Source organism: Kushneria phosphatilytica, assembly GCF_008247605.1.
Lineage (GTDB): Bacteria > Pseudomonadota > Gammaproteobacteria > Pseudomonadales > Halomonadaceae > Kushneria > Kushneria phosphatilytica.
In genome coordinates, this window is record NZ_CP043420.1 from 3,565,304 (window position 1) to 3,591,842 (window position 26,539).

Sequence of the window (26,539 nt, forward strand, 5' to 3'; positions counted from 1 at the left end):
GAGGCCGAAAGCCGGCTCAGAATAGTGAACTCTGCCGCTCGCCGGCAAAATCGGGAAGCGCCGGTAACGCCAGCCGCTGCCGCAAACGCTCATGAAACCGCCGGGCCAGCTCGGGTGCCTGACGATTATCGGGTGTGTGCACGAACATCCATGGCTCCCTCCCTTCATCAAGCCATTCACACAGCCGGTCAAGCCAGGGCGTCATGCGTGCTTCGTTGATGGCTTCATCGAAATGACCGATGAAGCGCACCAGCGGGCGCTGACCGGTCGCCAGCACATGCAGGGGTCGATGAGGTTTCTCGCGTTGCGCCTGCCGGAGGCGTTCGTCATTACCCGCGTCGGTTGCAAACAGCGCGCGAACATCCAGCATCACACGATCCACCGCATGAGTTATCAACAGCCGGTTGAGGGCGCGCTCGGCCAACCCCTTGTGGAAAAATTCACTGGCACGGACCTCTACCGCACAGGGAACAGCTGCCGGCCAGCGTTCCAGCAACGTGGCCAGTACCGGCAGTTCGTCGTAACCGAAGTCACGCGGCAACTGCACCATGACCGGTCCGAGACGGTCATGCAACGGAGCCAGGCGATCAAGAAAATCGGCCAGCTCGGCCTCGATGCCCACCAGGCGCTGTTCATGCGTCAGGCGAGCGGGCAGTTTGAAGCAGAAACGAAAATGCTCGGGGGCCTGACGCGACCAGCTCTCTACGGTCTCCGGACGCGGTGCACCACTGTAGAAGGTCGTGTTGCCTTCAACCGTATCGAAGACCCGGGCATATTCGGGCAGCGCCTCGCTGGTTGAGAGTGCCGCTGGATAGAGCGAACCACGCCAGTCGGCATTGGCCCACATGGCCAGCCCCAGGTGCAGGCTCGGCTGCGTGTCCTGCACGACCGTCATGATCAGCGCAGCCGTTCCGCGCTGACCCGAATCGGCGGCGCCACGATGTCATGCTGAGCGCTGATCAGGGCCAGCTCGCGGGTGCCCGCTCGTCGGGTATGTTCAAACAGCGCCTGTACTGCCCCGGCGCTCGCTGCCAGTGCCTGGGCCGGTCCATCCCCTTCCAGTCCCTCGCGCAGGCAGTGGGCCAGAAACATGGCCGCCGTAAAATCGCCTGCCCCATTGGGCGGAATGTCGAATTCGACCCGGGGCGTGGCGACTCGCCAGCTACCGGCTGCAGTATCCACCAGCATCTCGATCCGCGCTGCATCAGTCGCACTGCGATCGTCATCATGAACATCCAGCGAGGTTACCAATACGACCCGGGGGCCCAGCGCACGCAACTGTGCCGCTGCCTCGAGGGCATCCGCCAGGGTGACAATTTCGCGACCGGTCAGCCAGCCCAGTTCGAACTGATTGGGGGTCACGATATCGGCACTCGGCACGGCATGGGCGCGCATCCATTCGGGTATGCCCTCACGGACAAAGAACCCGCGCCCGATATCCCCCATGACCGGATCACAGCAGTAGAGCGCATCAGGATTGGCCAGCCGAACACGGTGCACGCTATCCAGTACGGCACGACCGATACCTTCATCGCCCATGTAACCCGATAACACCGCCTGCATGTCGGTCAGCCCGGTCAGCGCTTCCACACCATCGAGTACGTCACGCAGATGCTCGGGCGAGAATACCTGGCCGGTAAAGGCGCCGTAGCCGGTGTGATTGGAGAACTGCACGGTGTTGATGGCGGTGACTTCCAGCCCCAGCCGTTGCAGGGGAAAAACGGCGGCACGATTGCCGACATAGCCATAGGCCACGTGGCTCTGAATGGAGACGATATGCGTCATGAAACGACTGCCTGCAGGAAATTGTTATCAGCGGATGATCACGTGCTCGAATGGGGAGCATGCACCGAAACACCCATTCTACACTCCCGCCCAGGCAACGCTCAGGGTTTGCGCCCTACCGTATCGGCGGCATGCGCATGACGCTGCCCCAGCGGCTGTTCGGGGTCATCGGTGGTATCGCGGCGCGTCTGACGTTCCATCTCGCTGTTCGTAGCACCCCCCAGCAGCACCATGAAGGCCGACAGCCAGAACCAGATCAACAGGATCACCACCGCCCCCAGCGAGCCGTAAAGCCTGTCGAAACTGGCAAAGTGATCGACATAGATGGAGAACCCGATGGAGCCGACAACCCACAGTAGCGTGGCCCCAAACGTGCCAATGCTGACCCACTCCCAGCGCGGCTTGCTGCGGTTGGGGCCATAACGGTACAGCACTGCGATCGAGAACATGACCAGCACAAGCAGCAGCGGCCAGCGCAGATAAACCATCAGGGTCGCCACGATCCATCCGAACGGCAGCTGGCGAGCCACCATCGGCACGAAGATGATGGTCAGCAGCGTGATCAAAGTCAGCAGGGTCAATCCAGCGGTCATCAACAGCGTCAGCAGCAGACGTCTGGGCAGGGGACGATTCTCGCTTTCGCCATAGACGATATTCATGCCTTCGATGAGGCCATCCACGCCACGCGAGGCGCTGAGCGCCGCCAGCAAAACCCCGGCAATAACGGTGACACTGCTGCCGGTACGTGATTCGATCTTGCTGACCTGCTGTTCGATGAGCCCGGAGGCCTCCGGCGGCAGCACGGCACTCAGCACGGTAATCTGATGCTGTACCTGATGCGAATCGGAGAGTAATCCCCACAGCGAGATCAGGGTCGCGATGACCGGAAAGATGGCCAGCAAACCGTAGAACGCCACCCCGGCAGCCAACAGGGCAATATGGTCACGATCGATGCGATCTTTCACCCGCAGGCAGGTATCCCGCCAGCCTGCCCGGGTAATCTGTCCGGGGCGCCTGGCATGCCGGCCACGTTTGTCATTCGACCTGTCCTGTTCCGACAATGCTTGCCTCTCCTGTCACAACACGCTCTGATCGACTCATCGCCTCGATGCTCGACCGAGACCCCTGATCCATCCGCTCACCTCCATCCGCTCACCATAGTGCCCATCGGGAAGCGCTGCATATCGAGACCAGGGTTCAACAGACAATCGCCATAAACCGACTAATCTCGAAGATAACGTTCCTTCACGGAGTCCGGTCATGAACCGTCATCCTGTTCGCTGGCTCTTCGGTTGCCTGCTGGGCATCCCGGCCTCGCTGCTGGGTCTGGCAGTGGCGGTGCTCGTGACGCTGTCGCTGATTCCACTGAACTGGCTGCGCCCCGTGATCGATGAACAGGTATCCCGGGCACTGCAACGTCCCTTTGCCATTCGCGGCACGCTGCAACTGGACTGGCAGTCGCTGCCCGGTCACGTCTTGCCCTTGCCTGCTTTACGTGCCGGTGATCTGATACTGGGCAACCCCCGGGATTTTCAATCACCCACCGGTAAAGCCGCGCCGATGGTGCAACTGGCCAGCGTGGAAGCCGGCATCGCGCTGCCAGCGTTATTGTATCGCCGGATCAATATTCCGCGCGTTACCCTGACGCAGCCACAGGCTGAACTGATTCGCCTGGCCGACGGGCGCAACAACTGGACCTTCAGTTTCGGCGACAACGACGCCTCGAAGGCAAGTGATTCGGAAAGCGACTCAGGCTGGACGGTGGCAATCGACGATATCGTCTTTGATCAAAGCCGGGTGGTTTATCGTGATGCCGTACTTGATGCCGATATCACCGTTACCCTGGACCCACTCGGCCAACCGGTACCCTACGCCGAAATTGTCGGCCAGGCTCGGGAAGACCGGGATGCCAGAGGCCCGGCGGACTACCGCTTTGGCTGGCAGGTCGAAGGACGCTACAAGGGAGAGCCGCTTGAAGGCAGTGGCCGAATCGGCGGCATGCTCTCATTGCGCCAGGGGCAACAGCCCTTTCCGCTGCAGGTTGATCTGCGCAGCGGCGAAACGCACATCAAGGTAACAGGAACGCTGACCGATCCGCTGAATCTCGGCGCACTCGATCTGCATCTCGCGCTCGAAGGGCGCAGTCTGGGCAACCTCTATGCGCTGACCGGCGTGGTATTGCCGGATACCCCACCCTATGCGACCAACGGCCATCTGGTCGCGCGTCTTCGGCGCCCTGAAGGCAGCCTGTTCGAATATCAGGAGTTCAAGGCCACTATCGGTGGCAGTGATCTGAGCGGCACCCTCACCTATACCGATCGCAAACCCCGTCCCATTCTTCGCGGCACCCTCGACGCTCGTCGCCTGCGTATGGTCGATCTGGGCCCGCTGATCGGTAGCGATGATGATCGCACCGCCTCTACGGATGACGCCCCGCGCCAGCCACCAGGGAAGGTACTGCCCGTCTCGGAATTTCGTACCGACCGCTGGAATCGCATGGATGCCGATGTTCGCTTTCGTGCTGCCCGAATCGAACACGGTGCAGCCCTGCCATTGAGCGATCTCGACACACATATTGTGCTCGACAACGGCGAACTTCTGCTCGACCCGCTGCACTTCAGCATGGCCGGTGGCGCGCTCAATACGACCCTGCGCCTGAATGGCAATCGCTCACCCATGCAGGCTCGTATCGACATGCATGCCCGCCGGCTGCAGCTGAAGCAGCTGATCCCCGCCCCCGGCGACATGCAGGACGCACTGGGCCAGCTCAATGGCGATGCCACCCTCACCGGACATGGCAACTCGGTCGCTGCCCTGCTGGGCTCAGGCAGCGGCGAAGTGAAGATGCTGATCGATAACGGTCTGATCAGCCGCAATCTGATGGAGCTGGCCGGACTCAACGTGGGCAATTACGTGGTTGGCAAACTGTTTGGCGATGAGCAGGTGCGGATTCACTGTGCCGCCGCCGATCTGATATTTCGCAACGGTCTGATGCGGCCGAAACTGTTCTTCATCGACACCGAGAACGCCACTGTCGATATTGATGGTGCCATTGATTTCGGCAGCGAACGCATGGATCTGACCATCGATCCACAGGGCAAGGGGCTGCGCATCCTTACCCTGCACTCGCCCCTTTATGTCAGCGGCACCTTCAAGAATCCTGCCCCGGGGGTAAAGGCCGGCCCCCTGGCAGCGCGTGCCGCCGCTGCCGTGGCACTGGGGGCCATTGCGCCACCTGCCGCCCTGCTGGCCCTGATTTCACCCAACAGCGGTCAGGAACAGCAATGCAGCGCACTGCTTCAAAAGCGCACAACATCGCAGTAATCGTCAGGACACAATCGCTCGCTGCGGTATCGTCATCAGTCGATTGCACAACGGGGTCAGCACGAAAGCCAGCAGCAATCCTGTCAGGGGCGGTACCCAGGGTGAGTACCAGGCCCCCAGGGTCGCCAGCACATAGGCCACGATGCTCGGCCAGTGCACGGCCGGCAGCGTGGCACTCTCAAGCGCCGGATAGCGGCTGCGATACCTGAAGAGATAATCACCGATAATCACACCGCCCAACGGCGGAATGCAGGTACCCAGCGCCACCAGAAAGGGCACCAGCAACTGATCCATCCCGGCCAGTGCCAGCAGGGTACCGACGGCAGCACCGGCCAGCGTTACCTGCCCCCGCCGGCGGGTACGCAGCAGATTGCAGCCGGCAGCGGCAAAGTTGTAGATGGTGTTGTCCTGGGTGGTCCACAGGTTGAGAAACAGCATGATCAGACCGAACAGCGTCAGCCCCTGCAGTATCAGCACTTCCACGATATCGGGCTGCTGATAGACAAAGGCCCCCATGGCACCGATCAATACCATCAGCCCGTTGCCGATGAAAAACGCCAGCAGGGTCGCGGTGACGGCCTGAGCCGGGGTGCGAGCAAAACGACTCCAGTTGCTCGCCTGGGTAGCGCCTGACACAAAGGTACCGAAAATGATGGTAATACCTGCTGTCCAGCCCAGCGAACTCTCGGCCGTTCGACTGGTCAGCCCGGAAAGGCCACCCGCATCCTGCCAGGCAAGCACCATGCTGATCACGATGAGCACCGTCATCGCTGGCACCGCCAGCTGCGACAGACGCGCCAGCCCTCGGTAACCAACGAAGGCGGTCAGACAGAAGCCGAAACCGAACAGCACCATCAGTACAGGCGCCAACCCGTCCGGCAGGGAGAAGGTACCCACCAGTACATGAGCGATGGTGGCCACGCCCCAGGCATACCAGCCCACCTGAGTGATCCCCAATAGCAGATCGGAGAGCGCACTCCCCCGGTTTCCCAGCGCAAAGCGCGCCATCAGCGCTGTATTTAACCCGGAACGCGCCGCCATCCAGGCAATGATGGCAGCATAAGCCCCCAGCAGCAGGTTGCCGATGACAATCAACAGCAGCAGCTCACCAAAGCCGAAGGCTTCGCCGATTCGACCTCCGGCAAACATGGTAGCGGTAAAGAAGGTGAATCCCAGCAGCAGCAATGCCAGTGAACCGAACGGCTTGCGCGCGGTCGCGGGTACTTCACTCAGAGGATGATCGTCATCAACGTGGGGTAATGCCATGGCGGTCTCTCCGGTCAGGGGCTATGGCAGTACAGGCAAATGCCATGCCAGTCACGTCCGGACCTGATTCGCGTGACGCGGCATGGCCATGCGAACACACCCATGCACCATGATGGATCGACACCCCTCCAACAAGGCGCCATCATGGTGCACGCCCTGACGGCAAGAACCTCCCGGCACCGCATGCCGGTGCCGGGAGAGAGACTTACTCTACGGTCACACTCTTGGCGAGATTGCGTGGCTGATCGACGTCCGTGCCCTTGAGCACGGCAACATGATAGGCCAGCAACTGCAGCGGCAGGGTAAACAGCAGCGGCGCGATGACCTCATCGACCTCTGGCAGACGCAGCACATGTACGCCATCGCCTTCGCTGATCGAAACATTCTCGCCGGCAAAGACAAAGAGCTCACCACCGCGAGCGCGCACTTCCTGCAGGTTGGACTTGAGCTTCTCCACCAATTCATCGTTGGGTGCTACTGCGATGACCGGCATGTCGCTATCGACCAATGCCAGCGGGCCGTGTTTGAGCTCCCCGGCAGGATAGGCCTCGGCATGGATATAGGAGATTTCCTTGAGCTTGAGCGCACCCTCCAGCGCGATCGGAAACATCGGTCCACGACCGAGAAAGAGTGCATGATGCTTTTCGGCGAAGGCCGAGGAGAGTCGCTCGATATCCCCATCCAGTGCCAGTCCCTGATTGATCAGCTGCGGCAGCTGACGCAGGGCACCCACCAGGCGAGCCTGCAACGCATCATCACCGGAGCGGGCATAACGCAGTGCCAGCGTCAGCATCAGCAGTGATACCAGTTGGGTCGTGAAGGCCTTGGTCGAGGCCACCCCGATTTCCGGACCGGCGTGGGTCATCAGACTGAGATCGGACTCGCGCACCATAGAGCTGCCCGGCACATTGCAGATGGCCAGGCTGGCCAGGTAGCCGCCATGGGACTGGGCATGACGCAGTGCGGCCAGCGTATCGGCGGTCTCACCGGACTGGGAGAGCGTCACAAACAGGGTGTTGTCGGGCACCACACCATCGCGATAACGATACTCCGAGGCCACTTCGACCTGAGTCGGCACACCCGCCATTTTTTCGATCCAGTAGCGCGCTACCATCCCGGCGTGGTAACTGGTACCGCAGGCAACGATCTGGATATGGCGAACATCGCTCATAAGCGCATCCGAGCCGCTGCCGAAGATATTCGTCATGACATGGCCATCACCCAGCCGCCCTTCCAGCGTCTTGGCAATCACCTCGGACTGCTCATGAATCTCCTTGAGCATGAAGTGACGGTAGTTGCCACGGGAGATGGCGTTATCGCCATGCTCAAAGACTTCAATGCCCCGCTCGACCGGCTTGCCGTCCGCATCGAACACCTCGATGACCCCACCATCGGAGAGCTGGACCAGATCACCTTCGCTCAGATAGACGAATCGATCAGTGACCTGCAACAGCGCCAGCGGGTCGGAGGCAAGAAAGGCCTCCTCGATCCCGACCCCGACGATCAGCGGGCTGCCCTTGCGAGCTCCGACGAGTCGATCAGGCTGATCAGCATGGGCAACGGCCAGTGCATAGGCCCCTTCAAGCTGAGCGACGGCATCCTGAAGCGCGGTAAGCAGATCCCGGCTGCGATCGAATTCGCGTGCCAGCAGGTGCGCCACGACTTCGGTGTCGGTTTCGGACAGGAAAACATACCCCTCGCCTTCCAGTTCCCGGCGCAGGGATTCAAAGTTTTCGATGATGCCGTTGTGTACCACCGCCAGACGATCGCCGGACTGATGCGGATGAGCATTCTCTTCGCTGGGACGGCCATGCGTTGCCCAGCGGGTATGAGCGATACCCGCCCGACCCCGCAGTGGTGATTGCTGCAGCTTTTTCTCGAGTTCCGCTACCTTGCCCAGTGCCCGCTGCCGCGACAAACCACCCTCTTCGCCGAGGATCGACATGCCAGCACTGTCATAGCCGCGATACTCGAGCCGCTTGAGCCCTTCCAGCAGAATGTTCTGTACCTGCCGTCCGGCGACGGCGCCCACGATGCCACACATATGAGGCTCTCCATGAAAGTTTCGGTTATCCGGTGGCTGCTGCATCCGCCACGATGTCACGCTCGACCCGTTTAACCCGGATGCCGTGAGCTTCAATGCTCCGGCAATGGGCATCGTCAAGCCGATCATCGGTAATCAGCATGTCGATCGCCGACCACGGCAGTTCGAGATTGGGAATACGCCGACCAAACTTGTCGGACTCGACCAGCACAATCACTTCACGTGCCACTTCAGCCATCACCCGGGACAGCCCCAGCAGTTCGTTGAAAGTGGTCGTGCCTCGCGCGATATCGATGCCATCGGCGCCAATGAACAACTGATCAAAGTCATAGGCCCGCAGCACGCTTTCCGCCACCTGTCCCTGAAAGGAAGCCGAATGAGGGTCCCAGGTCCCGCCGGTCATCAGCAGTGTCGGCGGTCGTTCCAGTTCATGCAGCGCACCGGCCACACCCAGCGAATTGGTCATCACCACCAGTCCTTCAAAGCGTGACAGCTCCGGAATCAGTGCGCCGGTAGTACTGCCGCTGTCGATGATCAACCGGCCATGCGGCCTGATACATTCGCTGGCCGCTCGGGCGATGGCCCGCTTGGCACGCGAGGGACGGCTCGGACTATCGGCTTCCTGCGGAATCAGTGTTGCCCCGCCATAGCGACGCATCAGTCTTCCCTCGCCCTCCAGCACGGCAAGATCCTTGCGGATGGTCACCGTGGAAGTTGCGAAGTGCCGTGCCAGTGCATCGACGCTGATCTCGCCCTGATGAGCAAGGCGCTCGACAATGGCATCACGACGCGTGGAGGCAGTGTGCTTCGACATGGGGGGCGTTATCGACTCATCATCATTTTAATGTTTCGTTTTCACCTTTCGTTTCGAAAGATTCAAGGCTTCGCATCAAAACCCATACAACTAAAGTCGTCAACTCCCATGCCCACTTCGGCATAGTGACCATGCGTAAAAACAGTACCGCCCATCCCGAACGGGATGGGCGGCAGCGAGACGAGCCTGGTTCAGCGACGATGCGGAGGCACCCAGTCGGACTTCTGAGTCTGACGGGATCGACCAATGGCAAGGCTGTCATCATCCACCGTATCGGTGATGGTCGAGCCAGCCGCGATGGTAGCACCACGACCAATTCGCAGAGGCGCCACCAGCGCGCTGTTGGAGCCGACAAACACGCCGTCACCGATCTCGGTGCGATGCTTGCTGACGCCATCATAGTTACAGGTGATGGTACCGGCGCCAATGTTGACGTCGCGACCCAGTTCACTGTCGCCGATATAGCTGAGATGATTGATCTTGCTGCCCTCGCCGATCCGGGCATTCTTGGTTTCGACGAAGTTACCGATTCGGGCGCCACGTGCCAGGCGCGTGCCAGGGCGTAGCCGGGCAAAAGGACCAATCTGTCCGGCTCCGGCGATTTCGGCCCCTTCGATCAGGGTGTGCGCCTCGATGGTGGTATCCTCACCAATATGGGCATCGCGAATCACGCTATAAGCGCCCACTACCACACCATCGGCCAGCGAAACGGTGCCTTCGAAGACACAACCGACATCAATGAAGACGTCGCGGCCGACACTCAGTTCACCCCGGACCTCGATTCTGCCGGGATCGGCCAGAGTCGCGCCTTCGCGCATCAGCCGCTGCGCCTGATGGTGCTGATGAATACGCTCCAGCGCCGAAAGCTGGACCCGATCGTTGACGCCCTGCACCTCATAGTGGCCGTGCGGTTCCCGGGTCAGTACCTCGACCTCTTCAGCCGCCGCCATGGCAATGATATCGGTGAGATAGTATTCGCCCTGGGCATTGTCGCTGGAAAGCTGCGGCAGCCAGCGCTTGAGGTGGGCCCCGGTAGCCGCAAGGATACCGGTATTGCACTCCTGGATGCGCTTTTGCGCTTCACTGGCATCCTTTTCCTCGACGATGGCCGTCGCCCGACCCTGCTCATCGCGCACGATGCGCCCGTAGCCGTGCGGATGCGCCATGCGCACTGTCAGCAGTGCCATGTGGTGCGCGTCGACGCCCTCCATCAGGGCAGCCAGCGTATCCGGCTGAATCAATGGCACATCGCCGTAGAGCACAAGTACCGGCCCATCGCCGAGCGCATCGAGGGTACGGGCAACCGCATCACCGGTACCACGCTGCTCTTCCTGCATCACGAAGTTGGCCGATACATCCGACAGCGATTCACGGACCCGGTCGGCACCATGACCCACCACCACATGCAGTCGGGCTTCCTCCAGACTTTCGGCCGCCTCGATCACATGGCGCACCATGGGCTTACCGGCGATGGGGTGCAGGACCTTGGGCAGCCGGGAGCGCATACGGCTTCCCTGACCGGCTGCCAGTATCACGACGTCAGTGCTCATCGAAGCGCACTCTCCTTGATTCATGAAATCCCTGGTCAGGGTGACCAAAGCCACCCTGGTGACTGCTCAGAGTGTAACAGGCCACCCGCGACAACACTGTTTCACTACGTGCACGCCGTTTCAGAGCGTCAACATCACCAGCATCAATGGCAGGGTCAGTACCGAGAGCAGCGTCTGCAGGGTAATCAGTCCAGCCATCAGCTCGGCATCGCCGCCCAGCTGACGAGTAAGTACATAGGCCGTAGGAGCCGTAGGCAGGGCAAAGAAGAGCACCAGCAGTCCGGTCATTGAAGCCGGCAAGGCCAGCAGCCGGGCAATCGCCAGCGCCAGCAGTGGCATCGCCAGCAACCTGGCGGCACTGGCTAGCAGCAGCGTCAGCGAAGTCCCCCTCAGGGCCGAGGGTTTCAGGGCCGCCCCCACACACAACAGTCCCAGCGGCAGGCTGGCGCTCCCCAGCATTGACAACAGTCGATCACTGCCGGGAGGCAGGGGCAGATTGATCAGCGAGGCAGCAATACCCGCCAGACAGGCCAGAATCAATGGATTGGAGGCCAGCGGCCGCAGCAGCGCTCGCAGCGGCAGATGGCGTTCAGCACTCAGTGCCCAGACGGACAGCAGATTTACGCTCGGCACCAGTAGTGCCAGCATCACGGCCGCCAGTGCCAGCGCATTGGCACTGCCCAGCGCGGCGACCAGCGCCAGGCCCAGATAGGTATTGAAACGCAGGGTGGACTGGACAAATACACCGAAACGCGCAGCCGACCAGCCGGTCAGACGGCGCAGGCCGAGCAGGCCCAGCCAGCCAGCCCCCAGCCCCAGGGCCACACCCAGCGCCAGCTGACCCAGGGCGGGATCATCGAAAGGTGCTTTGGCCAGATGGTGAAACAGCAGTGCCGGAAACAGCAGAAAGTAGTTCAACCGCTCTGCGGCGCCCCAGAAGGCATCGCCGGGAAAGCCCGAGTAGCGTAGTCCGCCTCCCAAAAGCAGCAGCACAAACAGTGGCCATAATGCCGGCAGCAGTACGCTCACGCCGACCTCCCCTGCAGAACACGCCGTAACGAACTCCGGCCGGGCCGCCTGATGACTCTTCCGGCATTAAAAGGGGCGACCCGAAGGTCGCCCCGACTATTACGCTTGCGGCGTCACTCAGCTTCCTCGCCGGTTGCGCAGCTGGGAGAGCGTACGCAGCCGGGCGGTCGCCTCGGCAAGTTCAGCCAGCGCCCGCGAATAGTCGAGCTCGGAATGCTGTTCATCCAGCGCCCGACGCGCTTCATCACGCGCCCGCTCGGCTTCGGCCTCGTCGATGTCGCGCGCCCGGTCGGCCGTGTCGGCCAGCACCGAAATGACATCGGGCTGGACCTCCAGAAAGCCACCGGAGACGTAGTAGATCTCCTCTTCGCCGCTCTCCCGGGTCAGATAAACCGGCCCCGGTGCCAGCTCCGTCAGCAGCGGCGAGTGACCCGGCATGATACCGAGTTCACCCTCGGTGCCGGTAGCGGAGAGCTGCGTCACTTCACCGGCAAAGATGCTGCGCTCGGTACTGACGATATTGCATTGCACACTGGCCATGACTGGGCTCCTGAATCTTTCCGGGACGCTTACATGCTCTCGGCTTTCTCGATCGCTTCGTCGATCGTGCCAACCATGTAGAACGCCTGCTCCGGCAGCTCATCGTACTCGCCGTTGAGAATGCCCTGGAAGGCGCGGATGGTCTCCTTGAGGGAGACATACTTGCCTGGGGCACCGGTGAAGACCTCGGCGACGAAGAACGGCTGCGACAGGAAGCGCTGGATCTTGCGCGCCCGGGCCACGGTCTGCTTGTCCTCGTCTGACAGCTCATCCATACCGAGAATGGCGATGATGTCCTTGAGTTCCTTGTAACGCTGCAGCACGTTCTGCACGCCGCGCGCCACCTTGTAGTGCTCGTCCCCGACGACCAGCGGATCGAGCTGGCGGGAAGTGGAGTCGAGCGGATCGATGGCCGGATAAATACCCAGTTCGGCGATCGAACGGGCCAGTACCACAGTGGCATCCAGGTGCGCAAAGGTGGTGGCCGGCGAAGGATCGGTCAGGTCATCGGCAGGCACATAGACAGCCTGAACCGAGGTGATCGAGCCGGTCCGGGTCGAGGTGATGCGCTCCTGCAGCATCCCCATCTCCTCGGCCAGCGTCGGCTGATAGCCCACCGCCGATGGCATGCGGCCGAGCAGTGCCGACACCTCGGTGCCTGCCAGGGTATAACGATAGATGTTGTCGATGAACAACAGAACGTCACGGCCCTCGTCGCGGAACTCCTCGGCGATGGTCAGCCCCGTGAGGGCGACACGCAGACGGTTCCCCGGCGGCTCGTTCATCTGACCGTAAACCAGCGAGACCTTGTCGAGAACATTCGACTCCTGCATCTCGTAGTAGAAGTCATTGCCCTCACGGGTCCGCTCACCCACCCCGGTAAACACCGAATAGCCGGAGTGCTCGGTGGCGATGTTACGGATCAGCTCCATCATGTTGACGGTCTTGCCGACCCCGGCACCGCCGAACAGTCCAACCTTGCCACCCTTGGCGAAGGGGCAGATCAGATCGATGACCTTGATGCCGGTCTCCAGCAGATCGCTGGAAGCGGCCTGATCAGCGTAGGAGGGCGCCTCACGGTGAATCGGACTGCGCTTCTCCTCACCGATTTCGCCCCGCTCGTCGATCGGCTCGCCGAGCACATCCATGATACGACCCAGCGTTTTCTTGCCGACCGGCACCGAGATGGGCGCGCCGGTATTCTCGACCTCGAGACCACGGCGCAGCCCCTCGGTGGTGCCCATGGCGATAGTGCGCACGATACCGTCGCCGAGCTGCTGCTGGACCTCCAGGATGGTATCGGTGTCGGTGACGCGAATGGCGTCGAAGATCCGGGGGACCTCGTCGCGGGCAAACTCGACGTCAATCACCGCGCCGATGATCTGTACGATACGTCCGCTCATGATGATTCCTCTTGAACCTGTTAAAAAACTGTCCGCTCGCTAGACTGCCGAAGCCCCGCCGACGATTTCGGAAATTTCCTGGGTAATCGCTGCCTGCCGCGCCTTGTTGTACTGCAACTGCAGGTCGTCGATCAGATCGCCCGCATTGTCGGTCGCATTCTTCATTGCGATCATGCGCGCCGACTGCTCGCTGGCGATATTTTCCACTACCGCCTGGTAGACCTGGGATTCGACATAGCGCACCAGCAGTCTGGAAAGCAGCACACGGGCGTCGTCCGGCTCATAGAGGTAATCCCAGAGGCCATCCCTGGTCTGATCCTCCTGCTCCGACTCGTCATCGACCAGCGGCAACAGCTGACGAATCACCGGCTTCTGACTCATGGTATTGATGAACTGATTGGAGACGATGTCGATCCGATCGATTTCACCATTATCAAAGGCTTCCAGCATGACCCGGACACTGCCGATCAGATCACCGACCTCCGGGGCATCGCCGAGATTGCCGCGTGCGGCAAGCAGTGTTCCACCATACTTGCGAAAGAAAACGGCACCCTTGGTGCCCAGGGCACAGAAGGAGGGCTCGACACCCTGCTCGCGCCAGGCGCTGATCTCGCGCATCAGCGAACGAAACAGATTGCTGTTGAGACCACCACACAGGCCGCGATCGGAAGTCACCACGATATAACCGATTCGCTTCACCTCACGCGCGGTCATGTACGGATGCTGGTATTCCGGATTGGACCGTGCGATATGCCGAACCACCTGCCGGATCTGACGGGCATAGGGTTGGCTCGTTGCCATGCGCTCCTGAGCACGACGCATCTTCGACGCCGCGACCATTTCCATGGCACTGGTGATCTTCTGGGTGTTCTTGATGCTCCCGATCTGGGACTTGATCTCTTTTCCGGCTGCCATAGCGATGTCCTGTTGATCGACCCATCGGCGAACGGGTCAGCCCCGTTCGCCTTCCGGCTTCAGTAGCTCTGGGACGATTTGAACTGTTCGACGCCCTGCTTGAGACCCTTTTGAATCTCGTCGTCGTAGCCGCCGGTCTGATTGATCTTCTCCATCAGTTCACCATGCTCGGAAGCCATGTAGTCCTGGAGCGCATGCTCGAAATCGAGCACCTTGTCGACCGGCACATCCTCGAGATAGCCCTCGTTGGCCGCATACAGCGACACAGCCATCTGCGCGACCGACATTGGCGAATACTGACGCTGTTTCATCAGCTCGGTGACACGCTGACCGTGCTCGAGCTGCTTGCGGGTCGCCTCGTCGAGATCGGAAGCAAACTGCGAGAAGGCTGCCAGCTCACGGTACTGGGCCAGTGCCAGACGGATACCACCACCAAGTTTCTTGATGACCTTGGTCTGAGCACTGCCACCCACACGGGAAACCGACAGACCGGCATTGATGGCCGGACGCACACCCGAGTTGAACAGATCGGTCTCGAGGAAGATCTGGCCGTCGGTAATCGAGATGACGTTGGTCGGTACGAAAGCCGACACGTCACCGCCCTGGGTTTCGATGATCGGCAGTGCCGTCAGCGAGCCGGTTTTGCCGGTCACTTCACCGTTGGTGAGCTTCTCGACATGCTCGGCATTGACGCGCGAGGCACGCTCGAGCAGGCGCGAGTGAAGATAGAAGACATCGCCGGGATAGGCTTCACGGCCCGGTGGACGACGCAGCAGCAGCGAAATCTGACGATAGGCGACAGCCTGCTTGGACAGATCGTCATAAACGATCAGCGCATCTTCGCCGCGGTCACGGAAATACTCACCCATGGTGCAACCGGCATAGGGTGCGATGAACTGCATCGCTGCCGGATCGGCCGCCCCGGCCGCAACCACGATGGTATGTTCCATCGCCCCGTGCTCTTCGAGCTTGCGCACCACGTTGGCAATCGTCGACTGCTTCTGGCCGATGGCCACATAGATGCAGGTGACGTCCTTGCCTTTCTGGTTGATGATGGTATCGACGGCGATGGCCGACTTGCCGACCTGACGATCGCCGATAATCAGCTCACGCTGACCACGGCCGATCGGCACCATGGCATCGATCGGCTTGAGGCCGGTCTGCACAGGCTGGTCGACCCCCTGACGGGCAATAACGCCGGGCGCGACCTTCTCGACTGCGTCAGTCTGGCTGGTCTCGAGTTCGCCCTTGCCATCAATCGGCCGGCCCAGGGCGTCCACGACGCGACCCAGCAGTTCACGGCCTACCGGCACTTCAAGGATGCGACCGGTGCAACGACCGGTCATGCCTTCCTGAAGCTGCTGATAGTCACCGAGCACCACGACACCCACACTATCGCGCTCAAGGTTGAGCACCATGCCCTGGATGCCGTGGGGGAATTCGATCATCTCGCCGAACATGGCCTCGGTCAGGCCATGAATGCGAACGATGCCATCGGACACACTGACAATGGTGCCCTCGTTGCGAGCCTGGGCATCGATGTCGAGCTTCTCGATGCGACCCTTGATGATGTCGCTGATTTCGGAAGGATTCAGTTGCTGCATGCCATGTCCCTCGACTTCAGGCGTTCAGGTCACGCTTGAGCCGGGCCAGTCGTCCGCGCGCCGAACCGTCGATGACGGTATCGCCGCTGCGAATGATGACGCCGCCCAGAAGCGTCCTGTCCACCGAAGTGGTCATAGTGATTTCGCGATCCAGGCGCTTTTTGAGCGCGCGGGCGAGACTGTCCTGCTGCGTCTGGCTGAGTTCGAAGGCGGAGATCACCTCCACCACGGCCACCCGCTCGTATTCGGCACGCTCGGCCTCGAACAGCTCACTGATGGCCGGCAGCGCCGCCAGCCGATGCTGGCGAGCCAGTACGCGAATGAATTCACGTCCGCGTTCGTCGAGCGTTTCGCCCAGCAGTTCGATCAGGGTGTCGGCCTGCTCAGCAGCAGTCCGGGTCGGATCGGCCAGCCAGGTCGCGACGCGCTCGTCGAGCACCACACGGGCGCCTTCGGCCAGCATGGTCGACCACTGATCTACCGCCTGCTGCTCACGGGCCAGCTCGAAAGCGGCCTTCGCATAGGGTCGTGCCTGGGGTGCGTTGTCCGCCATGGAGGTCTCCTCAGAGCTCGGCAGCGAGCTTGTCGAGCATCTCGCGATGTCGGTTCTCGTCGATCTCGGTCTCGAGAATGCGTTCGGCACCGGTCACGGCCAGAGCCGCCACCTGCTGACGCAGATCTTCCCGGGCCCGCTGGATCTCCATGTCGATCTCGCTTTTGGCCTGATCGATCATGCGCTGGCCTTCGGTTTTGGCATCGTCACGCGCTTCCTCGATCATGCGATCGGCGCGCGAACGAGTCTGCTCGAGAATCCGGCTGGCTTCCTCGCGACTTTCGCGAAGAATCCGCTCGGACTCCTCGTTGACCCGCTCCATTTCCTGGCGAGCACGATCGGCCGATGCCAGATCTTCCTCGATTTTATTGCGCCGCTCTTCCAGCGCTTTGGTGATCGGCGGCCATACATATTTCATGCAGAACCATACGAACACCAGAAAGGCGATGGACTGGCCGATCAAAGTTAGGTTCAGATTCACGCCGTCACCTCTCGCTACGTGGTCATTGGGGCATCACAACGGATGCCGGGCATCCTCGTCAGGGACGCTCAGCCAACGAACGGATTGGCGAAGGTGAAGAACAGCGCGATACCGACACCGATCATGGCCACGGCGTCCAGCAGACCGGCGACAATGAACATCTTGACCTGCAGTTGCGGAATCATTTCAGGCTGACGAGCGGCGCCTTCCAGAAACTTGCCGCCCAGAATGCCGAAACCGATGGCGGTGCCCAGGGCGCCCAGACCGATCAGCAGCGAAACGGCAATCGCAGTCATGCCCAGAACTTGTGCTTCCATGGTGCTCTCCAGTTTTCAAGTCACGTTGAGTTGAGGGGGAGTGGGTAAACCGATCAGTGATCTTCGCAGGCCTGACTGAGATAGACGATCGTCAGCATCATGAAGATGAAGGCCTGAAGAACGATGATCAGCAGGTGGAAAGTAGCCCAGGCAAAATGCAGGGGCAGCTGGAACAGGCCGACGGAGGCGATCAGCATGAAGATCAGCTCGCCGGCATAGAGATTACCGAACAGACGCAGTCCGAGCGAGATCGGCTTGGACAGCAGCGTCACCAGCTCGAGCAACAGGTTGGCCGGCACCAGCAGTGCCTGTACCAGGGGGTTGCTGGCCGCAAAGGGTTTCAGGGTCAGATCGGCCACAAAGCCGCTGACACCCTTCATGCGAACCGTGTAGATCAGAATCAGGGCAAAGACCGTCAGCGACATGCCCATGGTGGCATTGATATCAGCGGTCGGCACGATACGGAAGTAGACATGCGAGGGATCCTCGACGCCGACCACGCTGACGCCAACGGCCTGGGCCAGCTGAGGTATCCAGTCAACCGGAATCAGATCCATCAGGTTCATCAAAAAGATCCAGACGAAGATGGTCAGCGAGAGGGGAGCAATCAGCCGACTCTTGCCGTGGAACGTTTCGCGGACCGAGCTGTCAACAAATTCGACGACCATTTCCACGGCATTGTTCAGCTTCGATGGCACGCCACTGGTCGCATGACGGGCCACCAGCCGGAAAAGCCAGAGAAACAGGGCACCCAGGCCAATCGAAAAGAGCATGGTATCCAGATTAATCGCCCAGAACCCCATGTTCGATGCCTGCTCGGCACTGTGAGCGATGGTCCAGCCATGTCCAGGATCATACCCGAAGGTCAGATTCTGAAGGTGATGCTTGATGTACTCGGACGTTTCCAGATGATTGCCTGCTGCCATGGAGCTGCCTCGGTGATCAGGTGCGCGATCCGGTGCGAACAAGCCAGAAACCCAGCCAGTGAACGCATTGAACCACCACGTAAGCGCCAAAAAAGAAAGCGGGGTTTGAAGGCGGCACTGCCACGAAGACCAGCGTGAACAATGCCACTGTCAAACCAAACTTTCCGGCCTCTGCCCGATAGAAGCCGTTCATGATTTCCCGGGCAAGACGTGCACCGCGCAGCCTGAAAGCCCGCCAGGCGAAATAGGCATTGGGCAGCAGACATACCAGCGCACCACTCAGGGCGGACATCCCGGCTGCCTCTCCGGACGTCAGCAGCGCCAGCACAGCGATGATACTCCCCGCGAGTGCCTGCCCCGCCAGCAGACGACCGACCTGCGGCCTCTGAGGTCTGGCCGGTGTCATGGGCCGCATGAGTAGCTCCCTGCCCTGGAGATAATGTCAAACCCTTACTTGTGCCAGTGCCCGGCCATTTGCCAAACCGGGCGGATTATAGGGAAGCCATATGCTCCCATCAACGCCCAAAAAGGCAAAAAGCCATGCAGTAATGCCTATTTGTCGACAAAAGCGAGTAGATGCTCGTTCAAACTGCGCTATCTGGCAATCCCGGGTTAAGTTCTCTTTAAGTGCCGAAAAAGGCTAGCGGATATGTCCGAGAATGCCATCGAGCTCCTCGAGGCTGGTATAGCGAATGGTCAAACGCCCCTTGCCGCTTTTGCCATGACTGATCCTGACCCGGGCACCGAGCAGTTCTCCAAGCTGGGTTTCCAGACGCCCGACGTCCGGTGAGGCAGGCGCCGGCTCGGGAGCCGCCTTCGATTCATTCATGCGCTTCACCAGCGCTTCGGTCTGACGCACGGTCAGCCCGCGATCCACCACCTCATGAGCCGCCTGACGCTGTTTTGTCCCCTTGAGCGCCAGCAGGGCACGGGCATGGCCTACATCAAGATCACCCCGTTCCAGCAGGGTCTGCACACTTTCCTCAAGGGCCAGCAGTCGCAACAGATTGGCGATCTGGGCGCGAGACTTGCCCAGCGTATCGGCCACCTGTTGCTGGGTCAGCTCGAACTCATCCATCAGCCGCCGCAGGGCCACCGACTCTTCAACCGGATTGAGATTCTCGCGCTGAATGTTCTCGATCAGCGACATGGCCAACGCGGCCTCGTCATCGAGCTCGCGCACTACAGCAGGGATCGTTTCAAGCTCGGCAAGCTGGGCAGCACGCCAGCGGCGCTCACCGGCAATGATCTCGAAGCGCTGCTCGCCACTGGCATCAGGCAACGGACGCACCACAATCGGCTGCATCACGCCCTGACGACGAATCGAGGCTGCCAGCTCATCCAGTCGCTCGGGCTGGATATCGCGCCGGGGCTGATAACGCCCACGAACCAGGCGTGAAAGCGGAATACGCTCGAGGCGCTCGCCTGCTTCGAGTTCGGGTGCTTCGATCGAGGCGTCCTCGTGAGCCTCCCCGGAGACATCGAGGGTTACTTCACCACTGGAGCGCTGCCGGGCATTGGCACCAGCACCGATCAGGGCATCCAAACCTCTTCCGAGTGCACGTTTACGGGTCATGCGGAAGTCACCTCGATCAACACGATCATCACAATGGCGTTACAGCGCCAGGCGGCGAATCAGTTCCTTGGCCAGCACGCGATAGGCATGACTGCCCCGGGACATCCGGGCGTAACGAGTCACCGGCAGACCATGACTGGGCGCCTCGGCTACCCGGACATTGCGGGGAATGGCCGCCCTGAGCAACTGATCGCCGAAATAATTCGCCAGCTGGTTGCTGACATCACGCGTCAGGCTGTTGCGACTGTCGTACATGGTGCGCACGATGCCGTCCAGTGCCAGCGTCGGATTGACGCTTTCGCGGATCTGCTCAACCGTATCCAGCAGTGCCGAGAGGCCCTCCAGCGCATAAAACTCGCACTGCAGCGGAATCAGTACCCCATGCGAGGCGGTCAGGGCATTGACCGTCAGCATGTTGAGCGAGGGCGGACAGTCGATCAGTACGACATCAAAGTCGGCCACCATGTCACCCACGGCTCGATCCAGACAGCGTTCACGCCCTTCGCGATCAAGCAGGTCAACTTCGGCCGCAGTGAGATCGCCATTGGCAGGCAGCAGGGCATAGCCGGCCGCGTCACTGCGGATCATGACATCGCGCGCCGCCCGATCACCCAACAGCACATCGAGCATGCTGCCTGCGGGCAGATCATGCTTGTCGACACCGCTGCCCATGGTGGCATGGCCCTGGGGGTCAAGATCGATCAACAGAACGCGCCGCTTGAGCGACGCCAGCGAAGCGGCCAGATTGACGGCGGTGGTGGTCTTGCCGACGCCGCCTTTCTGATTGGTCAGCGCGATGATCCGGGTCAAGAGGACAATCCCTGGTTATTGATCGGTAGTCGCCTCGTCAGCTTCGAGACGCAGCAGATGGCGATCGCCCTGCTGGCCGGGCACCTCGAGCGGCACACATTCGAGCAGTGTGGCACCGGTGAGCGCACCGGTACGCAGGCTGTCGTCGCGGCCGATCATGGCCAGCCACTCGCCACCGGAGGCCAGTAGATGCCGGCTGGCATCTACGAAGACCTGTGGTGCAGCAAAGGCTCGACTGACAATCTGATCGAAGGGCCCAGCCTGATACTGTTCCACCCGGGCCTGCACGGCACTGACACCACTCAGCCCGAGTTCGTACGCCGCCTGCCGCTGGAAGCGGACCTTCTTGCCATTGCTGTCCAGCAGAGTCACGTTCAGCTGCGGCCTCATGATTGCCAGTACCAACCCCGGTAAACCGGCACCACTGCCCACATCCAGAAGGCGAGGCCCACGCAGCCAGGGCACGATGGCGAGCGAATCGAGCAGATGGCGCTGTACCATCGCGACCGGTTCGCGTACCGCGGTGAGGTTATAAGCCCGGTTCCACTTGTGCAACAGTGCCACCAGCGCCAGCAGCCGATCACGCTGCTCCGCAGGCGCTACCAGACCCAGTTCATCGAGCCCGGCATCGAGCACCTGTTCACAGGCCGGGTTCATTCGCCACTGGCCCTGGCGGTACGCTGCTGCTTCTTGAGATGGATCAGCAACATCGACAGTGCCGCAGGGGTCACCCCGGGAATACGACCGGCTTCGGCCAGCGTTTCGGGGCGCGCCGCGGTCAGCTTCTGACGGATTTCGCTGGAGAGCCCATCGATGGCGTGATAATCGAGTGTCGCCGGCAATGGCGTCGCCTCATGACGGCGCAGTTTATCGATCTCCTCCTGCTGCCGGGCGATATAACCATCATATTTGACCTGTACCTGGACCTGCTGGCGTACATGCGCCTGTTGCGGCGCCCCTTCAGCAAGCTCGGCCAGATCCTCGTAATTCACTTCCGGGCGGCGCAGCAGATCGCTGAGGCGCTGTTCCTGACTCAACTCACCGATTTTCGGCGCCAGCTGACGAGCCGCTTCACTACCGGGTCTGATACGCACGCTATCGAGTCGGAGACGCTCGGCAGCAATGGCGTCACGGCGCTGTTCGAAGGCGCGATAGCGATCATCGCCGATCAGCCCAAGCTCACGGCCGATCTCGGTCAGGCGCAGATCCGCATTGTCCTCACGCAGCATCAGGCGATACTCGGCGCGCGAGGTAAACATTCGATAGGGCTCCTGGGTGCCCATGCGAATCAGATCGTCGACCATCACGCCCAGATAGGCTTCATCACGCCGTGGCCACCAGGCCTCCAGACCTCGTGCCCGACGTGCTGCGTTCAGCCCTGCAAGCAGTCCCTGGGCACCAGCCTCCTCGTAACCGGTGGTGCCATTGATCTGACCGGCAAACCAGAGATTGTGAATGACCTTCGTCTCCAGCGAGTGCTTCAGATCACGCGGATCGAAGAAATCGTATTCGATGGCGTAGCCGGGGCGCACGATGTGCGCGTGTTCCAACCCTTCCATCGAACGCACAAGCTCAAGCTGTACATCGAACGGCAGCGAGGTCGAAATGCCGTTGGGATAAAGCTCGGGAGTTTCCAGACCTTCCGGTTCAATGAAGATCTGATGGCTGTCCTTGTCGGCAAACCGATGGATCTTGTCCTCGATCGATGGGCAGTAGCGGGGTCCGACACCGCCGATGGCACCGGAGAACATGGGCGATCGATCGAGATTGGCCCGAATGATGTCATGGGTCCGGGCATTGGTATGCGCGATATGGCAGCTGCGCTGTGGCGGATGCATCTCGGAGGAGCCCATCATCGACATGGCCGGTCTTGGATCATCCCCCGGCTGCTCCACGAGTTTCGAGTAATCGATGCTGCGTCCGTCCAGCCGTGGCGGGGTACCGGTTTTTAAACGATCCACCCGCAGAGGCTGTTCTCGTAACCGTCGAGCCAGGGCCGAAGCCGAGGGATCACCGCTACGACCGCCACTGTGGTGTTCCAGTCCGATGTGAATTATTCCGCCGAGGAAGGTGCCGGTGCACAGCACCACGCTCTCGGCGAAAAAGCGAATTCCCCCCTGGGTGATCACACCGCGAGCGGTATCGCCTTCAACGATCAGATCATCCACCGATTGCTGGAACAGCGTGAGATTGGGCTGGTGCTCGAGCATATGCCGAATTGCCGCCTTGTAGCGAACACGATCGGCCTGTGCCCGGGTAGCGCGCACGGCTGGCCCCTTGCGGGAATTGAGCACTCGGAACTGGATGCCTGCCTGATCGGTTGCCAGCGCCATGGCGCCGCCGAGAGCGTCGATCTCGCGCACCAGATGACTCTTGCCGATACCGCCGATGGCGGGATTGCAGGACATCTGGCCGAGCGTCTCGATGTTGTGTGTCAGAAGCAGGGTCTGACAGCCCGTTCGGGCGGCGGCGAGTGCGGCTTCGGTTCCGGCATGACCACCGCCGATGACGATAACGTCAAAGCGGTCCGGGTAATCCACGTATTGACCTCGAGCACGTTGGTGACAGCGCGTCAGTCTGAAGACAACGCACTGTAATGGAAATGGGGGAATCCGGGGACAGGATTATAACGTGCCTGTGGGTAACCGTCAGGGGTTTTCCACACTTCAAGGCGTTTCCCTTCAATCAATCAATACAGAATGTATAAAAAAAGAAGTTCTGTTGTGGTTGTGATTATAGGGCAGCGCAATTTCTGTGGATAAACGCCTGGTTTCTCCACAATTCAACAACCTGACATGTTGATACGATTGCGCATGACAAGCGTATGACGTGCGAATGACCGTTGCAGGAGCTGTGGATGAAAGGTGGGTTTATGCACAGGGCAACTTATCCCGTCACTGCTACCCAGCCTGTCCCGGTACTTGTTACCGCAGTCGTCCAGAACCTGGGTAGTGAAGGTCACCATGGCGTAAACACCCGTATGCCATGGGTTTGACCCCGGCAGGCGCGTGCTTTTGGTGTCCGGTTGTCCACAGCCGGAAAAAGTGGAAAAAATCGTCTGGAAGGGTCAGCAGCGTGGAGAGCGCGCATGAAAAACCCCGGCACGAAGACCGGGGTTGAAGGCGGGAAGAGAGTTTGAAATCAGACCGTAAAGGAAGCGCCACATCCACAGGTGGTTGTCGCGTTGGGGTTCTGGATCATGAAGCGTGCCCCCGCCAGACCCTCTTCAAAATCGACGGTCGAGCCAACCAGATACTGATAGCTGAGGGGATCGATCACCATGGCTACTTCACCGTTTTTGATGATGGTGTCTTCCTCATCCACCGTTTCAGCAAAGTCGAAACCATACTGGAAGCCCGAGCAACCGCCACCTGTCACATAGACCCGCAGTTTGAGCGCCGGGTTGTTTTCCTCGGCGATCAGCGCCCGTAGGCGGGCAGCTGCGGAATCGGTGAAGATCAGCGGTGTCGGGACGAAGGATTCTGCCCCGCTCATCGCGGCCTCCCGAAGCATTCAGAATGAATACTGATATTATCGGATGCGGTTGCAACCGGGGTCAACCACGCTGGCCGAATGGGTCAGTAGTGCTCTTTGAATTGCAACAGGGGTTGTGACAACAATGTGGGGCCGTTGTGGAAGCCAGGTGAGCGACCAGTGCATCGAGCATTCGGTCCGAGCTATTGCCGGTTTATCCGTAACGGCGCTCATCCGCCATTGGGGAGAGCCCGACTTGCCGCGTCATCGTCTCGGCAGTGCCTTTTTCAACATGGATCAGTTCCGCCGGCGTCTGGCGTCGGTGGATGCTCTTCCGCAGCTCTGTCTACTCGCCGTTTTCTCTGGCGCCCTGACCGGGCTGCTGATGACGGCTTTTCGTGAACTGATCGATGTCATCACTCTGGCATTCATGCCGGGGGGGCGTTCGGATGATTTCGAGTCCCTTGCGCCCGTCATGCGTATGGCGCTGCCGCTGATCGCGGTCACGCTGATCGGGGTGGGGCTATGGCGCCAGCCGGCAGCCGCGCGTAAGCTGGGCATCGGGCATGTGATTGAACGGCTGACCTATCACCAGGGGCAGATGCCACTGCCGAACTGGCTCAATCAGTGGTGGGTGGGTGCGCTGACCCTGATTGGAGGACTGTCAGCGGGTCGTGAAGGGCCGGCCATTCATCTGGGTGCCGGTGGCTCCTGCTGGATCGGTGAGCGCCTCCGGCTGCCCCACAACAGTCTGCGAGTACTGGTAGGATGCGGTACTGCGGCCGGTATTTCGGCCTCCTTCAATACGCCCATTGCGGGGGTCATCTTCGCCATGGAAGTGGTGATGATGGAGTATACCCTCACCGGCTTCATGCCGGTCATTCTCGCTTCCGCCACGGGTGCCGTGGTCACCCAGATGATCTATGGCACCATGCCTGCCTTTACCGTTCCCGATACCATTGAAGCGCGCCTGTTCGATATTCCCTGGATCATCACGATGTCGCTGGCCATCGGTCTGCTGGCCGGGGGCTTCATTCGTCTGGCGCGGCTGGGGCCACAAATGACCCGCGTACCGCGCTGGCTGCGGCTGTTGCTGGCCGGCAGTGCCACGGCTGCGGTAGCCTTCTGGTATCCCCAGGTTCAGGGCATCGGTTATGACACGGTGGGTAACATCCTCACCCGGATGCCGGCATTGGACGTTCTGCTGGTGGTGGCGGTGGGCAAGCTGGCGCTGACGGCACTGACGCTGGCCTGTGGCGTGCCGGTGAGCATTGTCGGACCGATACTGGTCAGCGGTGCGGCGGTCGGCGCGCTGTTCGGCATGGCGGGGCTGTTTCTGCTGCCAAGCCTGGTGCACGATCCACACCTGTACGCCATGCTGGGCATGGCGGCCATGATGGGAGCGGTACTGCAGGCACCGCTGGCGGCGATCATGGCGTTGATCGAATTGACCCACAACCCCGACTTCATTCTTTACGGCATGCTTGCCGTGGTGGTTTCGGGATTGACCGGACGGCAGGTCTGGCACTGTCGGGGCTTTTTCATTTCGGCATTGTTCAATCAGGGGCTTCATCCCCTGCAGCAGCCGCTGACCCAGGCATTGTCGCGAATTGCAGTACCTGCGGTCATGGAACGTGGTGTAGTACGTACCCGGCCGCGGATTACCCGCGATCAGGCGCGTGCGTTGCTGGACTCTCGCCCGGTATGGCTGATGATTGGCCGGGGAGAAGACAAGTCACCGGTAGCGCTCGCTGCTTCCGACCTGGCGCGTCTGGTGCTCGAGGACAACCGTGACCCGGCTGCCGAAGGCAAGGGAGAAGATGCCATTCCGGGTGTATCGCGTACGCGCAAGCGCACTGAAACGGGTGAGGTCGAAGAGGCGGCGATCGAAGAGATCGATCTGCTTGCCATCCCGGGTCAGCGGCTCGAACTGGCCTCGGTGGATCTGCAGGCTACCCTGTCGGAGGCCTTTGATCGAATCAACGAGTACGGTGTCGATGCGCTTTACGTGCAACATACGACCGCACCGATGATCCACAAGGTTTCGGGTATCATTACCCGAGAGGCGATCGAAAACTACTATCGCTACAAGCGTTGAGGGCGTCCGTGCCCGACCGTGTCATCCAAG

24 protein-coding genes are annotated in these 26,539 nt (G+C 60.7%); 2 read left to right on the forward strand and 22 right to left on the reverse strand.

Annotated elements, in window-relative coordinates; translation table 11 throughout:
• Positions 1–16: 16 nt before the first annotated feature.
• From FY550_RS16550 to FY550_RS16560, 3 genes are all read right to left on the reverse strand, one after another.
• Entirely contained in the window at positions 17–895 is an 879-nt protein-coding gene (locus tag FY550_RS16550) for a DUF72 domain-containing protein (protein WP_070980166.1), read from the reverse strand.
• Positions 896–897: 2 nt separating this feature from the next.
• On the reverse strand, positions 898–1,785 hold the full coding sequence (pdxY, locus tag FY550_RS16555) for a pyridoxal kinase PdxY (RefSeq protein WP_070980168.1): 888 nt from the start codon (positions 1,783–1,785) through the stop codon (positions 898–900).
• A gap of 101 nt (positions 1,786–1,886) precedes the next feature.
• The gene (locus tag FY550_RS16560; RefSeq protein WP_070980171.1) at positions 1,887–2,846 is read right to left on the reverse strand and encodes a YihY/virulence factor BrkB family protein; all 960 of its coding nucleotides are present in this window, start codon (positions 2,844–2,846) and stop codon (positions 1,887–1,889) included.
• Positions 2,847–3,045: 199 nt separating this feature from the next.
• Between FY550_RS16560 and FY550_RS16565 the strand changes: the two genes are divergently transcribed.
• The gene (locus FY550_RS16565) at positions 3,046–5,109 is read left to right on the forward strand and encodes an AsmA family protein (protein ID WP_070980174.1); all 2,064 of its coding nucleotides are present in this window, start codon (positions 3,046–3,048) and stop codon (positions 5,107–5,109) included.
• 3 nt (positions 5,110–5,112) lie between these two features.
• Here the strand turns inward: FY550_RS16565 and codB are convergent, their stop codons facing one another.
• The 19 genes from codB to erpA all read right to left on the reverse strand — a co-directional run bounded on the left by codB (position 5,113) and on the right by erpA (position 24,432).
• Positions 5,113–6,375: a cytosine permease gene (gene codB, locus FY550_RS16570; RefSeq protein ID WP_070980176.1), complete on the reverse strand. Its 1,263-nt coding sequence runs from the start codon at positions 6,373–6,375 to the stop codon at positions 5,113–5,115.
• Between the two features lie 205 nt (positions 6,376–6,580).
• Entirely contained in the window at positions 6,581–8,419 is a 1,839-nt protein-coding gene (glmS, locus tag FY550_RS16575; RefSeq protein ID WP_070980179.1) for a glutamine--fructose-6-phosphate transaminase (isomerizing), read from the reverse strand.
• A gap of 25 nt (positions 8,420–8,444) precedes the next feature.
• Complete coding sequence (locus FY550_RS16580; RefSeq protein ID WP_070980181.1) at positions 8,445–9,233, reverse strand: DeoR family transcriptional regulator; 789 nt, start codon at positions 9,231–9,233, stop codon at positions 8,445–8,447.
• 191 nt (positions 9,234–9,424) lie between these two features.
• On the reverse strand, positions 9,425–10,783 hold the full coding sequence (gene glmU, locus FY550_RS16585; protein WP_070980184.1) for a bifunctional UDP-N-acetylglucosamine diphosphorylase/glucosamine-1-phosphate N-acetyltransferase GlmU: 1,359 nt from the start codon (positions 10,781–10,783) through the stop codon (positions 9,425–9,427).
• Between the two features lie 120 nt (positions 10,784–10,903).
• Positions 10,904–11,812 carry an AEC family transporter gene (locus FY550_RS16590; protein ID WP_070980186.1) on the reverse strand — a complete coding sequence of 303 codons (909 nt, stop codon included), beginning with the start codon at positions 11,810–11,812 and terminating at the stop codon, positions 10,904–10,906.
• Between the two features lie 117 nt (positions 11,813–11,929).
• Entirely contained in the window at positions 11,930–12,352 is a 423-nt protein-coding gene (locus tag FY550_RS16595; RefSeq protein WP_070980188.1) for a F0F1 ATP synthase subunit epsilon, read from the reverse strand.
• A 29-nt stretch (positions 12,353–12,381) separates the two neighbouring features.
• A complete protein-coding gene (atpD, locus tag FY550_RS16600; RefSeq protein ID WP_070980189.1) occupies positions 12,382–13,755 on the reverse strand; it encodes a F0F1 ATP synthase subunit beta in 1,374 nt (457 codons plus the stop codon).
• A gap of 39 nt (positions 13,756–13,794) precedes the next feature.
• On the reverse strand, positions 13,795–14,670 hold the full coding sequence (gene atpG / locus FY550_RS16605; RefSeq protein WP_070980191.1) for a F0F1 ATP synthase subunit gamma: 876 nt from the start codon (positions 14,668–14,670) through the stop codon (positions 13,795–13,797).
• 59 nt (positions 14,671–14,729) lie between these two features.
• Positions 14,730–16,274 carry a F0F1 ATP synthase subunit alpha gene (gene atpA / locus FY550_RS16610; protein ID WP_149054670.1) on the reverse strand — a complete coding sequence of 515 codons (1,545 nt, stop codon included), beginning with the start codon at positions 16,272–16,274 and terminating at the stop codon, positions 14,730–14,732.
• Between the two features lie 16 nt (positions 16,275–16,290).
• Positions 16,291–16,827: a F0F1 ATP synthase subunit delta gene (locus FY550_RS16615; protein ID WP_070980193.1), complete on the reverse strand. Its 537-nt coding sequence runs from the start codon at positions 16,825–16,827 to the stop codon at positions 16,291–16,293.
• A gap of 10 nt (positions 16,828–16,837) precedes the next feature.
• The gene (locus FY550_RS16620) at positions 16,838–17,308 is read right to left on the reverse strand and encodes a F0F1 ATP synthase subunit B (protein WP_070980195.1); all 471 of its coding nucleotides are present in this window, start codon (positions 17,306–17,308) and stop codon (positions 16,838–16,840) included.
• Between the two features lie 68 nt (positions 17,309–17,376).
• Positions 17,377–17,625: a F0F1 ATP synthase subunit C gene (atpE, locus tag FY550_RS16625; protein WP_070980198.1), complete on the reverse strand. Its 249-nt coding sequence runs from the start codon at positions 17,623–17,625 to the stop codon at positions 17,377–17,379.
• 53 nt (positions 17,626–17,678) lie between these two features.
• Positions 17,679–18,551, reverse strand: a complete 873-nt coding sequence (atpB, locus tag FY550_RS16630) for a F0F1 ATP synthase subunit A (protein ID WP_149054671.1) — start codon at positions 18,549–18,551, stop codon at positions 17,679–17,681.
• A gap of 16 nt (positions 18,552–18,567) precedes the next feature.
• A complete protein-coding gene (locus FY550_RS16635) occupies positions 18,568–18,966 on the reverse strand; it encodes an ATP synthase subunit I (RefSeq protein WP_070980200.1) in 399 nt (132 codons plus the stop codon).
• Positions 18,967–19,191: 225 nt separating this feature from the next.
• Positions 19,192–20,127, reverse strand: a complete 936-nt coding sequence (locus FY550_RS16640) for a ParB/RepB/Spo0J family partition protein (protein ID WP_070980202.1) — start codon at positions 20,125–20,127, stop codon at positions 19,192–19,194.
• 39 nt (positions 20,128–20,166) lie between these two features.
• Positions 20,167–20,937, reverse strand: coding sequence for a ParA family protein (locus FY550_RS16645; protein WP_070980204.1), 771 nt, complete (start codon positions 20,935–20,937; stop codon positions 20,167–20,169).
• Between the two features lie 15 nt (positions 20,938–20,952).
• Positions 20,953–21,594, reverse strand: a complete 642-nt coding sequence (gene rsmG, locus FY550_RS16650) for a 16S rRNA (guanine(527)-N(7))-methyltransferase RsmG (protein ID WP_149054672.1) — start codon at positions 21,592–21,594, stop codon at positions 20,953–20,955.
• Positions 21,591–23,477 carry a tRNA uridine-5-carboxymethylaminomethyl(34) synthesis enzyme MnmG gene (gene mnmG, locus FY550_RS16655; RefSeq protein WP_149054673.1) on the reverse strand — a complete coding sequence of 629 codons (1,887 nt, stop codon included), beginning with the start codon at positions 23,475–23,477 and terminating at the stop codon, positions 21,591–21,593. Before mnmG ends, rsmG begins: the two co-directional genes overlap by 4 nt.
• Before the next feature lie 601 nt (positions 23,478–24,078).
• Positions 24,079–24,432, reverse strand: coding sequence for an iron-sulfur cluster insertion protein ErpA (erpA, locus tag FY550_RS16660; protein ID WP_070980210.1), 354 nt, complete (start codon positions 24,430–24,432; stop codon positions 24,079–24,081).
• 235 nt (positions 24,433–24,667) lie between these two features.
• Here erpA and FY550_RS16665 point away from each other — a divergent pair, with 235 nt between their 5' ends.
• Positions 24,668–26,509 (forward strand): chloride channel protein, encoded by a 1,842-nt coding sequence (locus FY550_RS16665; protein WP_407657372.1) that lies wholly within the window; start codon positions 24,668–24,670, stop codon positions 26,507–26,509.
• The last annotated feature ends 30 nt before the right edge of the window (positions 26,510–26,539 follow it).

Coding starts and splice junctions, on each gene's coding strand:
- FY550_RS16550 (WP_070980166.1), bottom strand. CDS start 895: ATGACGGTCGTGCAGGACACGCAGCCGAGCCTGCACCTGGGGCTGGCC.
- pdxY (WP_070980168.1), bottom strand. CDS start 1,785: ATGACGCATATCGTCTCCATTCAGAGCCACGTGGCCTATGGCTATGTC.
- FY550_RS16565 (WP_070980174.1), top strand. CDS start 3,046: ATGAACCGTCATCCTGTTCGCTGGCTCTTCGGTTGCCTGCTGGGCATC.
- codB (WP_070980176.1), bottom strand. CDS start 6,375: ATGGCATTACCCCACGTTGATGACGATCATCCTCTGAGTGAAGTACCC.
- glmS (WP_070980179.1), bottom strand. CDS start 8,419: ATGTGTGGCATCGTGGGCGCCGTCGCCGGACGGCAGGTACAGAACATT.
- FY550_RS16580 (WP_070980181.1), bottom strand. CDS start 9,233: ATGTCGAAGCACACTGCCTCCACGCGTCGTGATGCCATTGTCGAGCGC.
- glmU (WP_070980184.1), bottom strand. CDS start 10,783: ATGAGCACTGACGTCGTGATACTGGCAGCCGGTCAGGGAAGCCGTATG.
- FY550_RS16595 (WP_070980188.1), bottom strand. CDS start 12,352: ATGGCCAGTGTGCAATGCAATATCGTCAGTACCGAGCGCAGCATCTTT.
- atpD (WP_070980189.1), bottom strand. CDS start 13,755: ATGAGCGGACGTATCGTACAGATCATCGGCGCGGTGATTGACGTCGAG.
- atpG (WP_070980191.1), bottom strand. CDS start 14,670: ATGGCAGCCGGAAAAGAGATCAAGTCCCAGATCGGGAGCATCAAGAAC.
- atpA (WP_149054670.1), bottom strand. CDS start 16,274: ATGCAGCAACTGAATCCTTCCGAAATCAGCGACATCATCAAGGGTCGC.
- FY550_RS16615 (WP_070980193.1), bottom strand. CDS start 16,827: ATGGCGGACAACGCACCCCAGGCACGACCCTATGCGAAGGCCGCTTTC.
- atpE (WP_070980198.1), bottom strand. CDS start 17,625: ATGGAAGCACAAGTTCTGGGCATGACTGCGATTGCCGTTTCGCTGCTG.
- atpB (WP_149054671.1), bottom strand. CDS start 18,551: ATGGCAGCAGGCAATCATCTGGAAACGTCCGAGTACATCAAGCATCAC.
- FY550_RS16635 (WP_070980200.1), bottom strand. CDS start 18,966: ATGCGGCCCATGACACCGGCCAGACCTCAGAGGCCGCAGGTCGGTCGT.
- FY550_RS16640 (WP_070980202.1), bottom strand. CDS start 20,127: ATGACCCGTAAACGTGCACTCGGAAGAGGTTTGGATGCCCTGATCGGT.
- rsmG (WP_149054672.1), bottom strand. CDS start 21,594: ATGAACCCGGCCTGTGAACAGGTGCTCGATGCCGGGCTCGATGAACTG.
- erpA (WP_070980210.1), bottom strand. CDS start 24,432: ATGAGCGGGGCAGAATCCTTCGTCCCGACACCGCTGATCTTCACCGAT.